Source organism: Pseudomonas sp. R15(2017) (assembly GCF_002112685.1).
In the GTDB taxonomy this organism is placed as follows: Bacteria; Pseudomonadota; Gammaproteobacteria; order Pseudomonadales; family Pseudomonadaceae; genus Aquipseudomonas; species Aquipseudomonas glycinae.
On record NZ_NEII01000001.1, the window covers coordinates 467,595 to 482,266 of the forward strand.

Genomic DNA, 14,672 nt, shown 5'->3' on the forward strand with positions numbered 1-14,672 from the left:
TCCCACGCAGAGCGTGGGAACGATCTGTGGTGAACCAAAAATCCTGAATACCACTATCGGTCGTTTTTGCCTCACTGCCACATGACCGACGCATTACAACTCTAGGATTCGTCTCATCTGCTTGATGAGGCCTGTCCATGAACCCTGCAATCGCAACTGCCCTGACCAATCCCGGCGCGCCGATGAAAGTGCGCGGCGTGCAGAAGCGTTTCGGCGCTTTCACGGCGCTGGATAACGTCTCCCTCGATGTCGCGGCCGGTGAGCTGGTGTGTCTGCTCGGCCCGTCGGGCTGTGGCAAGACAACATTGTTGCGTTGCATCGCCGGCCTGGAGAAACAGGACAGCGGCGAGTTGTATCTCGGCGAGCGCGACGTTTCCCACCTCGCGCCCCAGGCTCGGGACTACGGCATTCTGTTCCAGTCCTACGCGCTGTTCCCCAATCTGACCGTCGAAGCGAACATTGCCTACGGCCTCGCCGGCAGCGGTCGCGATGAAGTGCGCCGTCGCGTCGGTCAGATGCTGGAACTGGTCGGCCTCACCGGCAGTGAGAAAAAGTACCCGGGCCAGTTATCCGGCGGCCAGCAGCAACGGGTGGCGTTGGCCCGCGCCCTGGCCCCCGCGCCGTCGCTGTTGCTGCTCGACGAACCGATGTCGGCCCTCGATGCCCGGGTTCGCGAGCATCTGTGCACCGAGCTGCGTCAACTGCAACGCAACCTCGGCATCACCACCCTGATGGTCACCCACAATCAGGACGAAGCCATGTTGATGGCCGACCGCATCGCCGTGATGAACAACGGCAAGGTCGAGCAGTACGCCACCCCGCAGGACATCTACAACCGCCCGGCCACGCCGTTCGTGGCCGAGTTCGTCGGCCAGGGCAACTGGTTGCCATTCCAGCGCAGCAGCGACAGCCACGCCAAGGTCGGTGGGATGAACCTGCGCCTGGCCGACGGCAGCGTCCACAGCCCGTCGGGCCGCTTGTTCTGCCGCCCGGAGGCGATCAACGTCAATCCGTTGGTGCATGAGGAAAACCTGTTCCCGGCCAAGGTCCGCGAGATCACCTTCCTCGGCAACCGCTGCCGCATGAGCTTCGAACTCGATCAATTGCCCGGTCACGCCTTGCTCGCTGAACTGGCACCGGAAGCCATGCCGCGCCTCGGCGCCCAGCAGATCATGGTCGCCTTGCCGCCACGCAGCCTGCAGGTGTTTGCCTGATGAACAGCAACCTCGCACTGCCGCTCCCGCACAAGCAGGCGCGGCAGGTGTCCGGGGCCGAGGTCGGCGACCGGATCTTCGTCCTCGGCGGCAAACTCCTGCTGCTGGTGTTGCTCGGTGTGGCGGTGCTGTTGCCATTGCTGGCGATCTTCTGGCGCGGCTTCAGCAGCGAAGCCGGGCAGGGCGGTGGCTGGCTCGCCGCCAAGGAACTGGTGAGCAGCGACAATTTCCACTGGCTGCTCGGCAACAGCCTGAAGGTTTCCCTCAGCGTCGCGGCCATCGTCGTACCGCTGGCCTACCTGTTTGCCTACGCCTTGCAGCGCACGTTGATTCCGGCAAAAGGCATCTGGCGCGGGATCTCCCTGCTGCCGCTGATGGCGCCGTCGATGCTGCCGGGGATTGCGCTGGTCTATCTGTTCGGCAATCAGGGGATGTTGCGCGGGCTGCTGGCGGACAACATCTACGGTTTCTGGGGCATTGTTCTGGGTGAGGTGATCTACACCTTCCCACACGCCTTGATGATTTTGCTGTCAGCCCTGTCGCTGGCGGACGCGCGATTGTTCGACGCTGCGTCGAGCATGGGTGCCAGTCCGGCAAAGGCCTTTCGCAGCATCACCTGGCCCGCGACCCGTCAGGCCGTGTTCGCCGCGTTCTGTCTGGTGTTCACCCTGACCATCACCGATTTCGGTGTACCGGTGGTGGTCGGTGGCGACTATCAAGTGCTGGCGCTGGAAGCCTACAAAGCAGTGGTCGGTCAGCAGCAATTTGGTCGCGGCGCGTTGATCGGCATGGTTCTGCTGCTGCCGGCGCTGTTCAGCTTCGGCGTCGATGCCTGGCTGCGTCGGCGTCACGGCGACGCCATGAGCGGCCGCGCCCAGGTGTTCAAACCGGCGCCATCGAGGAAGCGCGATGCCTTTTATCTCAGCGTGGTCCTGCTGATCAGCGCCGCGTTGCTGCTGGTGTTCGGCATGGCGGTGTTCTCGTCGCTGGTGAAGTTCTGGCCGTACAACCTGTCGCTGTCGCTCAACCACTACCAGTTCAACGAGACCGCCGGCGGTGGCTGGCTGGCCTACGGCAACAGTTTGAAGATGGCGCTGGGCACGGCGTTGATCGGCAGTGTGCTGATCTTCACCGGCGCCTACCTGATGGAAAAGACCCGCAGCCAGCGCGGACTGAATCTGACACTGCGCATGCTCAGTTTCGTACCGATGGCGGTGCCGGGCCTGGTGTTGGGTCTGGGTTACGTCTTCTTTTTCAACCTGACCGGCAACCCGCTGCACGTGCTGTACGGGACCATGACCCTGCTGATCGTCTGCACCATTGCTCACTATTTGACCACCGCGCAGATGACCGCCACCACCGCGCTGCGTCAGCTCGATGCCGAGTTCGAAGCCGCCGCGCTGTCGCTGAAAACACCGCTGTACCGGCATTACCTGCGGGTCACCGTGCCGATCTGCCTGCCGGCGCTGCTGGACATCGTGCGCTACCTGTTCGTATCGGCCATGACCACCGTGTCCGCCGCGATCTTCCTCTACAGCCCCGACACCATCCTCGCGGCGGTGGCGGTGCTGAACATGGACGACGCCGGCAACGTTGGCGGCGCGGCGGCGATGTCGACCCTGATTCTGTTCACCTCGGCGGGCGTGTCCTTGCTGCTGGCGTGGGCTTCGCGCGGCTTGCTGCGCCGTTCCCAGGCCTGGCGGCAAACGGCGCCGGGCCACTGATTCCATCCCGTTCAACTCCCCCTCAACTCAAAAGACAGGAAAACGATCATGTTCAAGCCTATGGCCCTGGCCGCTGCTGTGCTCGCTGCTTTCAGCCTGAATGCCTTCGCGGCAAAAACCGAGTTGACGGTGTACACCGCCCTCGAAGCCGAGCAGTTGAAGTCCTATAAAGAGGCGTTCGAAAAGGCCAACCCGGACGTCGAGATCAAGTGGGTGCGCGACTCCACCGGGATCATCACCGCCAAACTGCTGGCCGAAAAGGATCGCCCGCAGGCTGACGCGGTGTGGGGCTTGGCGGCGTCGAGCCTGGCGATCCTCGATCAGCAAGGCATGCTGCAAAGCTATGCGCCGAAAGATCTGGGCAAGATCGGCGCGAACTACCGCGACGCCGCCAACCCGCCAGCCTGGGTCGGCATGGACGTCTGGGCCGCAACCATTTGCTTCAACACCGTCGAGGCCGAAAAGCAGGGCCTGAGCAAACCGGTGAGCTGGCAGGACCTGACCAAGCCTGAGTACAAAGGCAAGATCGTGATGCCGAACCCGGCCTCGTCCGGCACCGGTTTCCTCGACGTCAGCGCCTGGCTGCAAACCTTCGGCGAGAAGCAGGGCTGGGCTTACATGGACGGCCTGCACCAGAACATCGGCCAGTACGTTCACTCCGGCTCCAAGCCTTGCAAACTGGCGGCAGCGGGCGAGTTCCCGATCGGCATTTCCTTCGAGTACCCGGCCGTTCAGCTCAAGCGTCAGGGCGCGCCGTTGGACATCATCCTGCCGAAGGAAGGCCTGGGCTGGGAGATCGAGGCGACTGCCGTGATCAAAGGCACGCCGCATGAAGAAGCCGCGAAGAAACTGGCCGACTTCTCCGCCAGTGCCCCGGCGATGGACCTGTACAAGGAAAACTTCGCTGTCCTCGCCCAGCCGGGCATCGCCAAGCCGCAGACCGAACTGCCGGCCGACTACGAGCAGCGCCTGATCAAGAACGACTTCGCCTGGGCCTCGAAGAACCGCGACGAGATCCTGACCGAATGGCGCAAGCGCTATGACGGCAAGTCCGAGAAAGTCGCGGCCAAGTAAATCTTCTTACCCGATCGTTCCCTGACGGAGCTTTGATCGTTCCCACGCTCCGCGTGGGAATGCAGCCAAGGACGCTCCGCGTCCTCTGTGACGCAGAGCGTCACGGTATTCATTCCCACGCAGAGCGTGGGAACGATCAACGTGGGAACGATCATTGAGGTAGCTGCATGACACAACACAACGACTTGCTGATCGTCGGCGCCGGCATCCTGGGCCTGTCCCACGCCTATGCCGCCGCCCGGCGCGGTCTCAAGGTCACGGTTTTCGAGCGCACCGCCACGCCGCTCGGCGCTTCGGTGCGCAACTTCGGCCAGGCGCTGGTCACCGGCCAGCCACCGGGCCCGATGCTCGAACTGGCCAAGGCCAGCCGCGACATCTGGGGCCAGTGGGCGCAGCTCGCCGGCCTGCAACTCAAGCGCAACGGCTCGTACCTGTTCGCCCGCACCGAGGCCGAAGAACATTTGCTCGAAGCGTTCTGCGCCGGGCGTGCCGTTGAGCACGACTACCGCGTCGAGCTGCTGCGTGGTGCCGCGTTGCGCGATCTGTACGGCGGCCAGTTCAGCCATCACCGCGCCGCGCTGCACGGAATGGACGATCAACAGCTGTATTCCCGGGAAGCGATTCCGGCGCTGATCGAATACCTGCGTCGCGAACTCAAGGTCGAGTTTCACTTCTCGACGCTGGTGCGCGACGTCGAACCGGGGCGCCTGCACAGTACCGCCGGGATCTTCTCCGCCGAACAGATCATCGTCTGCTCCGGCCACGATTATCAGACCTTGCTGGCCGAGCCGATTGCCGCCCTCGACCCGCAAATCTGCCGCCTGCAAATGCTCCGCGTCCGGCCGCAGATCGACCTGAACTTGCAACACGCCTTGCTCACCGGCCTCAGCTGCGTGCATTACGGCGCCTTCGCTGACTTGCCGGAAGCGGCGGCTGTGCAGGCGCTAATCCTGCGCGAACAACCGCACCTGCAGGCAAACGGCATTCACCTGCTGATCAGCCCGACACCTTATGGCGAGCTGATCATCGGCGATTCGCACCATTACGGCAGCGATCCATCACCGTTCAACGCCGAGCAGGTCGACAACTGGATGCTCGAACTGGCCGAGCACACCCTCGGTTGCAAGGTGCAAGTGGTCGAGCGCTGGCAGGGTGTCTATGGTTCCCGGGGGCCGGGGCCGTTTTCATTCCTGCGTCCGGCGCCGGGGCTGAGTGTGGCGCTGATGCACAGCGGCGTCGGCATGAGCGTCGGCCCGGCCATGGCCGAGCGCAATGTTGCACAGCTATTTGGAGAGCACTGATGTTGAGTCACGAGCAAGTCATCGATCGGGTGTTCGGCCTCTATGAGCGCTTCGGCGCCAGCGACTACATCGGCGAACCGGTGTCGCAGATCGAGCACATGTCCCAGGCAGCGCAACTGGCCATCGCCGAAGGCTTTGACGATGAAGTGGTGCTCGCCGCGTTCTTCCACGACATCGGCCATTTGTGTGCCGAAGGCGCGGAGAACATGGGCGGTTACGGCGTGGTCAGCCACGAACGCCTCGGCGCGGATTACTTGCGTGAGGCCGGCTTCAGCGAGCGCATGGCGCGGCTGGTGGAGTATCACGTCCAGGCCAAGCGCTATCTGACGCTCAGGGATCCGAGCTATTACCACCGCTTGAGCGAAGCCAGCCGCCGCACCCTGGAATATCAGGGCGGGGTGATGACCGAGGCTGAAGCGGATGCGTTCGAGCAGGATCCGTTGTGCGCCGTCAGCCTGCGAATGCGCCAGTGGGATGAACTGGCGAAGGAAATGGCGGTGCCGGTGATGGATCTTGCGTTGTTGAAGGGCAAGGCTTTTACCGTACTGTCCCGCGAGGCGCGCTGAACCTTCTTACGCCAAACCGGGAAACGGTGCATGGCGCGTGTTGCCCCTTCGGCCCAGACTGGTTTTTTGCCGAAGGAGCGCACGGATGCGTTTTATGAAAGTGATTGCCCGGGATCGGTCCGGCAGCGGCGCAGGGGACACTGTCCAGTTGCGCTTTCATCACACCGAACAGGATTGGCGCGAAGCCTCTGCCCGTGAAGTCGCGCAACTGCGCAGCTTCACCCGAACCTATCTGAAATGCGCCTGGTTCAACGCGGCCGACGAGGACACGCGACATCTGCGGATCTTCGCTCTGAACCCCGGCAGCGATGGAACACCGGAATCAGTGAGGCTGCACTTTCACCAGGGCGAAACCATTGCTTACAAGGCCGCCGTCCACGACCTGGATAACGATGGCCGCTTCGAGGTTGTCCTGTGTTCGGACGTCGACAACGACGGGCGCGCCAATCGCACCGATCGCAGCCGGGTGACGGCGCTGGTCAAACAGTTCCTCAAGCTCGGCTGGTTCTAGAGTTCGAGAACCTTGCCGACCAGCTCGTCGATCTGTTCCTGACGCTGTGCCTGATTCAGTTTCGGATGCGAGTTGAGCGACGACCATTGCGGGTGGGCCCGGGCAATGTTCAGCGCCTCCGGCAGCTTGCCCTCGCGCCAGGTCTTGTCCTGCGGCGTCGCCACCTGAATGCTGTCCAGCGCCGCATGGCCTCGGGCGTTCAGCGCTTGCAGCAGTTGCCGCTGACGCAGGGCCAGCAGGCGCAACACGTTGTCGTCGACCGTCAGCTCTCGCTGCCCTTTGATCTTGCCGAGCAGGCGGTTGCCGTAGCTGCGGGCAGTTTGCAGGGCGCCGCCGGCAATGGCACCGGCCAGGGCGGCGGCACCCAGGGTGATGCCGCCGACCAGCAAATCCACACCCGCACCGGCTGCGGCTCCGGCGGCAATCCCGCCGCCGACCCGCACGCCGAGTTGCTTGAGGGTTTCCGGGTTGAACAGGTCATCGCCCCAGCGCCCGTCGAGCAGCGGCAGATCGCTGGCGGCGGCGTCCTGCGGGCGGAAGGCGTAGAGCTTGAGCAGCGCTTCGACGCAGCGTTGTTCCCGCTGGCGCACGGCTTTGCGCAGTTCACTGATGGCCTGTTGTTCCTGTTCGGCGTTGCTCGCCACACTGCGTCGGCACGCGGCGCAGTCGATCAACAGTTCGGCGATCAAGCGCGCGGCGCTTTGCTCGCGGGCGAGGCGTTGGGCCTGTTGATCGGCGATCAGCCGTTCAAGTTGTGGGCGGGCGTTTTCCAGCAACAGTGCGAGGCTTTCATACAGCCGCCGCTCGCCATCTTCGGGCGGGGCGACGCTGTCGAAACGCACCAGCGCATGCAGGCCGAGGCGCGCCAGGGCTTCACGCCAGTCCGGTTCGCGGTGGTTGGCGCTGCTGACGAAATTCAGCACCGGCAGCAGCGGCTTGCCGCAACTGGCCAGCACTTCCAGTTCGTCGCGGTACTTGGCCAGCACCGGTTCGCGGGCGTCAATCACGTACAGGCCGGCATCGGAATCGAGCAGTTGCCGCAGCACCTTGGCTTCCTGTTCGAAACGCTGGCGCGCTTCACTGCCATCGAGAAACCGCGCCAGCCGTGCCGGGCCGTCGAGGCGTTCGCCGGGGCGTTCCAGACGCTCGAGAAAATCCAGCAGGGCGATGGCGTCCTCCAGACCGGGCGTGTCGTAGAGGTCGAGCAACGGTTCGCCATCCACCGACAACCGTGCACCTTCGACATGCCGCGTGGTGCTCGGGCGATGGGAGACTTCGCCGAAGCCGACGTCGCGGGTCAGGGTGCGCAGCAGCGAAGTCTTGCCGACGTTGGTGTGGCCGACCACCGCCAGTTTCAGCGGCGCTTTCCAGGCATCAGTCATGTCCGTGCTCCAGCCAGTTCAACGGGGCGCAATCGGCGAACGGCAGTTCCAGTTGTTGCAACGCCACGTGCCAGTCACCGAGGCGTTCGGCGTCCAGCGCTTGTCCTTGCGGCGCCTGCAACAGCCAGACGCGGGTCGCGGCGGCATTGCGCGCCAGCTCGGCAATCAGCGCCAGGCTGCCGCGATCCGGCGAACGTCGTGGGTCGCAGGCAATCGCAAGGCGCGCCGGCGGGAAGCGGCTGAGTTGTTCGAGCAGTTTGTTGCGCGATTCACGGCTGTCGAGGATGCCGGCGTTGCTGACGTTTTTCGGCAGTGTCGGCGGCCATGAGTGTTGATCGTCGAGTTCGATCGCCACCAGCAACGCCCCGTCGCTGGCGTGTTCGCCGACGGTGCTTTCGACGCGGTGCAATTGCGCAGGCTCGGGGTCGGTGATGCCGAGGCGTTCGCTGGTCGGCATCAGGCGTTCGCGCAGTTGGGCGTAGCCGGGCAGGTTCAGGTCCAGCCGCAACGCCGCTTTGCCGCTGTTCCAGCGCCAGAAGCAAAACAGCGCCAACAGCAGGCGCGGCAGCACGCCGTACACCACCAGCACGCCGACCAGCCAGGTCGCCCAGGCCTGACGGGCGCTTTCGATGTTCAGCGCGGTGTCGCCGCTGGCGCGGATCATGTCCACGGTCGGCACGTTGAAGCCCAGCAGCGCCGGCAATGCGCCGAGGGCCTGGGTCATGTTGATGAACGTGTCGGCGCTGAGAATCGTGGTTTCCCAGACGAAGCCGTAGCGCCGGGTCGCCATCAGTGTCAGCAACAAAACCAGCGCGCTGAACATCGCCAGCAGCCATAGGCCGTTGACCAGCGTGCCGAGCGCCCAGCGATTGAGCTTCTTGCGTTGCAGCATCAACAGCAGGGCCGGCGCCAGTTGGGCAGCCTTGGCATCGCGGGCGAGTTTTTCACTGAGCCACAGCCACAAGCGGCCTAGGGTGGCGCCGTGTTCGCCAGCGAAGATCAGCCCCAGCGACCAGCTCAGCAGCAGAATCAGGTTCAGCCCGAGCAGACTGCCCAGCGCCCAGAACACATTGACCGGCGTCTGGCCCAGTGCAGCGAAGGCCAGCCCTGCGCCGCTCAACACGGCGAAGATCGCCAGCAGCACCAGCGCCAGGCGTGCGCCTTGCAGCCAGTGCTTGAGTGCGGAGGTCAGGCCATCGCGCTCGGCCAGCCACAGGGCGCGGCGTTGAATGCGTCCCGGCAGATCGCCGCCAGCCGCGCGGGCCAGGCGATTGGCTTCCAGATCGTCCAGCGGGCCTGCGTGTTCTTCGCGCAGGCGCACGGTTTCGGTGAGCCAGAGGTTTTGCAGTGAAGTCAGTTCAGTCACGCGGCATCCCGTTGCTTGATTGAGCCGTGAGCATAACCGCTGTGGCGCTTATCGGGGTAAGGGCGGCTCTGGTATCCTCGCCGGCATGACTAAATCACTCCCCCTCAGCCTGATTGCAGCCCTCGGTGAAAACCGTGTGATCGGCGTCGACAACAGCATGCCCTGGCACCTGCCGGGGGACTTCAAATACTTCAAGGCCACGACGCTCGGCAAGCCGATCATCATGGGCCGCAAGACCTGGGATTCGCTGGGTCGTCCGCTGCCGGGCCGCTTGAACATCGTGGTCAGCCGCCAGACCGATCTGGTGCTGGAAGGCGCGGAAGTCTATCCGTCGCTGGAAGCGGCCGTGGTTCGCGCCGAAGCGTGGGCGAAAGAGCAGGGCGTCGATGAGTTGATGCTGATTGGCGGGGCGCAGTTGTATGCGCAGGGGCTGGCGCAGGCGGATCGTCTGTATCTGACCCGTGTGGCACTGAGCCCGGAAGGCGATGCGTGGTTTCCGGAGTTCGATCTGAACCAGTGGAAACTGGTGTCGAACGTGCCGAATCCGGCTGAAGGCGACAAACCGGCTTACAACTTCGAAGTCTGGGAGCGGGTTTAGCTCAATGTGATCGTTCCCACGTCGAGGCGTCGAACCGTCCGCGTGGGAATGCAGCCCGTGACGCTCTGCGTCACTGGACGCGGAGCGTCCCTAGAGGCATTCCCACGCAGGAGCGTGGGAACGATCAGTATCAAGACTTATGCCTGAGCAAGCTCCGCATGCTCATCGGCATCCAGCAGTGCCTTGTCGGTCTGCTGCATCGCCTGGCTGGTAATCGCGCCAGCGGTGATCGAACCGCTCACGTTCAGCGCCGTGCGACCCATGTCGATCAGTGGCTCGACCGAAATCAGCAACGCCACCAGCGAAACCGGCAAGCCCATGGCCGGCAGCACGATCAGCGCGGCGAAGGTCGCACCGCCACCCACGCCCGCCACACCAGCCGAACTCAGGGTCACGATCGCCACCAGCGTCGCGATCCACAGCGGATCCAGCGGGTTGATGCCGACGGTTGGCGCAACCATCACCGCCAACATCGCCGGGTACAGACCGGCGCAGCCGTTCTGGCCGATGGTCGCGCCGAACGAAGCAGCGAAGCTTGCCACCGATTGCGGAATGCCCAGACGACGGGTCTGCGCTTCGATGCTCAGCGGAATGCTCGCTGCGCTGGAGCGGCTGGTGAACGCGAATGTCAGCACCGGCCAGATCTTGCGGAAGAAACGCAGCGGGTTGATCCCGGCCGCCGACACCAGCAGGCCGTGCACCACGAACATCAGGCCGAGACCGAGGTACGACACCACCACGAAACTGCCGAGCTTGATGATGTCCTGCAGGTTGGAACCGGCGACCACTTTGGTCATCAGCGCCAGCACGCCGTAGGGGGTCAGCTTCATCACCAGACGCACCAGGCGCATCACCCAGGCTTGCAGGGTGTCGATGGCGTTGATCACTTTCTGACCTTTCTCGACGTCATCCTTGAGCAGTTGCAGCGCGGCAACCCCCAGGAACGCAGCGAAAATCACCACGCTGATGATCGAGGTCGGCTTGGCCCGGGCCAGGTCGGCGAACGGGTTCTGCGGGATGAACGACAGCAGCAGTTGCGGCACATTCAGGTCGGCGACCTTGCCGGCGTAGTCGGTCTGAATGGTTTGCAGACGGGCCATTTCCTGCGTGCCGGCAACCAGGCCTTCGGCGGTCAGGCCGAACAGGTTGGTCAGGCCGATGCCGATCAGCGCCGCAATCGCGGTGGTGAACAGCAGCGTGCCGATGGTCAGGAAGCTGATCTTGCCCAGCGAAGAAGCGTTGTGCAGACGGGCCACGGCACTGAGGATCGAGGCGAATACCAGCGGGATCACGATCATTTGCAGCAGTTGCACGTAACCGTTGCCGACCAGATCAAACCAGCCGATCGAGGCTTTCAGCACCGGATTGCCGGCGCCGTAAATCGTGTGCAGCGCGACGCCGAGTGCCACGCCCAGCACCAGCGCGAGCAGGACTTTTTTCGCCAGGCTCCACGAGGTGTGACGGGTTTGCGCCAAGCCGAAGAGCAGGGCGAGGAACACCAGCAAGTTGAGAATCAGGGGCAGATTCATGAGAACTCCAGAAAAGACTTTGCCAACAGCCTTCCGGGGCTGTTGCGAACCGGCAAGCCTAACAGCTTGATTTCCAATGATTTAATACCGAAATCAAAGGTTGACCGTCGTTTTTGGAATAAGCGCGTGTCGCTCTCGGGGATGCAGCTGGCGCGAAACGGACGTGGACGGTCGCTGACAGACGAGGACTGTCACACATATTTGTTAGCGTCGAATTCTTTGACCCAGGGAGAAAGCGCCAATGAAGTTCACACCGAAATTTCTGGCTGTCGCACTGACTGTGGGGATGGGCCTGGCCACTCAGGCATTCGCCACCGACCTGAAACACTGGCCGGCCGATCAGGCCAAGGCGCTGGACGCGATGATCGCCGCCAACGCCAACAAGGGTAACTACGCGGTGTTCGACATGGACAACACCAGTTACCGCTACGACCTCGAAGAGTCGTTGCTGCCGTTCATGGAAAACAAGGGTCTGATCACCCGCGACAAGCTCGACCCCTCCCTCAAACTGATGCCGTTCAAGGACACCGCCGACCACAAGGAAAGCCTGTTCAGCTACTACTACCGCCTCTGCGAAGTCGACGACATGGTCTGCTATCCATGGGTCGCGCAGGTGTTTTCCGGCTTCACCCTCAAGGAACTCAAGGGCTACGTCGATGAGCTGATGGCCTCGGGCAAACCGGTGCCGGCGACTTATTACGAAGGTGATGTGGTCAAGAATCTGGATGTGAATCCGCCGAAGATCTTCACTGGCCAGAAAGAGCTGTACAACAAGCTGATGGAGAACGGCATCGAGGTCTACGTGATGACCGCCGCCTCCGAAGAACTGGTGCGCATGGTCGCGGCCGATCCGAAGTACGGCTACAACGTCAAACCGCAGAACGTGATCGGCGTGACCACGTTGCTTAAGAACCGCGAAACCGGCGAGCTGACCACCGCGCGCAAGCAGATCACCGCCGGCAAATATGACGAGAAAGCCAACCTCGGCCTCGAACTGACCCCGTACCTGTGGACCCCGGCGACCTGGATGGCCGGCAAGCACGCGGCAATTCTGACCTACATCGACGAGTGGAAAAAACCGGTACTGGTGGGTGGCGACACGCCGACCAGCGACGGCTACATGCTGTTCCATGATGTAGACGTGGCCAAGGGCGGCATTCACTTGTGGGTCAACCGCAAGGACAAATACATGACCCAGATCCAGGGCATGATGGCCAAACACGCGGCGGCCCAGGCGAAAGAAGGTTTGCCGGTGACGGCGGACAAGAACTGGGTGATCGTCAAACCGGAAGAAATCCAGTAATTGCTACGGTGATCGCTTCCGAGCAGAGCGCGATGATCGTTCCCACGCTCTGCGTGGGAATGCAGCCCGTGACGCTCCGCGTCACTGGACGCAGAGCGTCCCTTGAGGCATTCCCACGCGGGAGCGTGGGAACGATCAAAACCTGAAGGCAAAAAAATGCCCCGCACTTGGCGGGGCATTTTTGTTTCTGCGATTTGACGCTTACAGCCCGTCGAGCATCGCCTTGTTGCGCACCGCACCCTTGTCGGCGCTGGTCGCCAGCAGGGCGTAGGCCTTGAGGGCAGTGGTCACTTTGCGAGGACGCTTCTCGACCGGTTTCCAGCCTTTCTTGTCTTGCTCGACCCGGCGTGCCGCCAGCTCTTCGTCGCTGATCAACAGGTTGATCGAGCGGTTCGGAATGTCGATCAGCACCTTGTCGCCGTCCTGCACCAGGCCGATCGCGCCGCCGGCCGCAGCCTCTGGCGAAGCGTGGCCGATGGACAGACCAGAAGTGCCGCCAGAGAAACGGCCGTCGGTCAGCAGGGCGCAGGCTTTGCCCAGGCCTTTGGATTTCAGGTACGAGGTCGGGTAGAGCATTTCCTGCATGCCCGGGCCGCCTTTCGGGCCTTCGTAGCGAATGATGACGATGTCGCCTTCCTTCACTTCGTCGGCGAGGATGCCGCGCACGGCGCTGTCCTGGCTTTCGAAGATCTTCGCGTTGCCTTCGAACACGTGGATCGACTCGTCGACACCGGCGGTTTTCACCACGCAACCGTCCAGGGCGATGTTGCCGTACAGCACGGCCAGGCCACCTTCTTTCGAATAGGCGTGTTCGAAGCTGCGGATGCAGCCGTTTTCACGGTCGTCGTCCAGGGTTTCCCAGCGGGTCGACTGGCTGAACGCGGTTTGCGTCGGAATACCGGCCGGGCCTGCCTTGAAGAAGTGATGCACGGCTTCATCGTCGGTCTGGGTGATGTCCCACTTGGCGATGGCTTCTTCCATGCTGCGGCTGTGCACGGTCGGCAGGTCGGTGTGCAACAGGCCACCACGGGCCAGCGAACCGAGGATGCTGAAGATGCCGCCGGCGCGGTGCACGTCTTCCATGTGGTACTTCTGGATGTTCGGCGCGACCTTGCACAGTTGCGGCACCTTGCGCGACAGACGATCGATGTCACGCAGGTCGAAGTCGATCTCGGCTTCCTGGGCAGCGGCCAGCAAGTGCAGGATGGTGTTGGTTGAACCGCCCATGGCGATGTCGAGCATCATCGCGTTCTCGAACGCCTTGAAGTTGGCGATGTTGCGCGGCAGTACCGACTCGTCGTTCTCGCCGTAGTAGCGTTTGCACAGTTCGACGATGGTGCGGCCGGCCTGCAGGAACAGTTGCTCGCGATCGCTGTGGGTGGCCAGGGTCGAACCGTTGCCCGGCAATGCAAGGCCAAGGGCTTCGGTCAGGCAGTTCATCGAGTTGGCGGTGAACATGCCGGAGCACGAACCGCAGGTCGGGCAGGCGCTGCGCTCGTACTCGGCAACCTTCTCGTCAGAAGCGCTGGAGTCGGCGGCGATCACCATGGCGTCGACGAGGTCGAGACCGTGGCTGGCCAGTTTGGTCTTGCCGGCTTCCATCGGACCGCCGGAGACGAAGATCACCGGGATGTTCAGGCGCAGCGCGGCCATCAGCATGCCGGGGGTGATCTTGTCGCAGTTCGAGATGCAGACGATGGCGTCGGCGCAGTGGGCGTTCACCATGTACTCGACGGAGTCGGCGATGATCTCGCGGCTCGGCAGCGAATACAGCATGCCGTCGTGGCCCATGGCGATGCCGTCATCCACGGCGATGGTGTTGAATTCTTTTGCAACGCCGCCAGCGCGTTCGATCTCACGGGCAACCAGCTGACCCAGGTCCTTCAGGTGAACGTGGCCCGGTACGAACTGGGTAAAGGAGTTGGCAATGGCGATGATCGGCTTCTTGAAGTCGTCATCCTTCATCCCGGTGGCGCGCCACAGTGCGCGGGCGCCGGCCATGTTGCGGCCGTGGGTGGATGTTTTCGAGCGGTAATCTGGCATGGAGCACTCCGGGCGGCTAATCAGGTATCAAAGGGGAGTGAGCTTCTATTGACGTCTGGAA

General features: G+C 63.0%; 12 protein-coding genes. 8 read left to right on the plus strand and 4 right to left on the minus strand.

Annotated elements, in window-relative coordinates; translation table 11 throughout:
• The first annotated feature begins 137 nt into the window (after nucleotides 1–137).
• The 6 genes from CAF77_RS02205 (at nucleotide 138) to CAF77_RS02230 (ending at nucleotide 6,390) form a co-directional block, all read left to right on the plus strand.
• Nucleotides 138–1,214 carry a putative 2-aminoethylphosphonate ABC transporter ATP-binding protein gene (locus CAF77_RS02205; RefSeq protein ID WP_064380032.1) on the plus strand — a complete coding sequence of 359 codons (1,077 nt, stop codon included), beginning with the start codon at nucleotides 138–140 and terminating at the stop codon, nucleotides 1,212–1,214.
• On the plus strand, nucleotides 1,214–2,938 hold the full coding sequence (locus CAF77_RS02210) for a putative 2-aminoethylphosphonate ABC transporter permease subunit (RefSeq protein ID WP_064380034.1): 1,725 nt from the start codon (nucleotides 1,214–1,216) through the stop codon (nucleotides 2,936–2,938). The genes CAF77_RS02205 and CAF77_RS02210 overlap by 1 nt, the downstream gene beginning before the upstream one ends.
• A gap of 48 nt (nucleotides 2,939–2,986) precedes the next feature.
• Nucleotides 2,987–4,012: a putative 2-aminoethylphosphonate ABC transporter substrate-binding protein gene (locus CAF77_RS02215; RefSeq protein WP_085653978.1), complete on the plus strand. Its 1,026-nt coding sequence runs from the start codon at nucleotides 2,987–2,989 to the stop codon at nucleotides 4,010–4,012.
• Between the two features lie 167 nt (nucleotides 4,013–4,179).
• Entirely contained in the window at nucleotides 4,180–5,313 is a 1,134-nt protein-coding gene (locus CAF77_RS02220) for a TIGR03364 family FAD-dependent oxidoreductase (RefSeq protein WP_064380038.1), read from the plus strand.
• Nucleotides 5,313–5,879 carry a phosphonate degradation HD-domain oxygenase gene (locus CAF77_RS02225; RefSeq protein WP_064380039.1) on the plus strand — a complete coding sequence of 189 codons (567 nt, stop codon included), beginning with the start codon at nucleotides 5,313–5,315 and terminating at the stop codon, nucleotides 5,877–5,879. Before CAF77_RS02220 ends, CAF77_RS02225 begins: the two co-directional genes overlap by 1 nt.
• An 85-nt stretch (nucleotides 5,880–5,964) precedes the next feature.
• A complete protein-coding gene (locus tag CAF77_RS02230; protein WP_064380040.1) occupies nucleotides 5,965–6,390 on the plus strand; it encodes a hypothetical protein in 426 nt (141 codons plus the stop codon).
• On the opposite strand, the gene CAF77_RS02235 is transcribed toward CAF77_RS02230, so the two are convergent.
• Together CAF77_RS02235 and CAF77_RS02240 are read right to left on the minus strand one after the other, a co-directional pair.
• The gene (locus CAF77_RS02235; protein WP_064380042.1) at nucleotides 6,387–7,772 is read right to left on the minus strand and encodes a GTPase/DUF3482 domain-containing protein; all 1,386 of its coding nucleotides are present in this window, start codon (nucleotides 7,770–7,772) and stop codon (nucleotides 6,387–6,389) included. The two genes, CAF77_RS02230 and CAF77_RS02235, sit on opposite strands and share 4 nt — an antisense overlap.
• Nucleotides 7,765–9,138, minus strand: a complete 1,374-nt coding sequence (locus CAF77_RS02240; RefSeq protein WP_064380043.1) for a DUF2868 domain-containing protein — start codon at nucleotides 9,136–9,138, stop codon at nucleotides 7,765–7,767. The genes CAF77_RS02235 and CAF77_RS02240 overlap by 8 nt, the downstream gene beginning before the upstream one ends.
• Before the next feature lie 85 nt (nucleotides 9,139–9,223).
• Here CAF77_RS02240 and CAF77_RS02245 point away from each other — a divergent pair, with 85 nt between their 5' ends.
• Nucleotides 9,224–9,736, plus strand: coding sequence for a dihydrofolate reductase (locus CAF77_RS02245; protein ID WP_064380044.1), 513 nt, complete (start codon nucleotides 9,224–9,226; stop codon nucleotides 9,734–9,736).
• Between the two features lie 137 nt (nucleotides 9,737–9,873).
• Here the strand turns inward: CAF77_RS02245 and CAF77_RS02250 are convergent, their stop codons facing one another.
• Nucleotides 9,874–11,265 (minus strand): L-cystine transporter, encoded by a 1,392-nt coding sequence (locus tag CAF77_RS02250; protein WP_064380051.1) that lies wholly within the window; start codon nucleotides 11,263–11,265, stop codon nucleotides 9,874–9,876.
• A gap of 241 nt (nucleotides 11,266–11,506) precedes the next feature.
• On the opposite strand from CAF77_RS02250, the gene CAF77_RS02255 reads away from it, so the two are divergent.
• Complete coding sequence (locus CAF77_RS02255) at nucleotides 11,507–12,568, plus strand: phosphorylcholine phosphatase (protein ID WP_011336406.1); 1,062 nt, start codon at nucleotides 11,507–11,509, stop codon at nucleotides 12,566–12,568.
• A gap of 201 nt (nucleotides 12,569–12,769) precedes the next feature.
• Here the strand turns inward: CAF77_RS02255 and ilvD are convergent, their stop codons facing one another.
• Entirely contained in the window at nucleotides 12,770–14,611 is a 1,842-nt protein-coding gene (gene ilvD / locus CAF77_RS02260; protein WP_064380052.1) for a dihydroxy-acid dehydratase, read from the minus strand.
• Nucleotides 14,612–14,672: the final 61 nt, after the last annotated feature.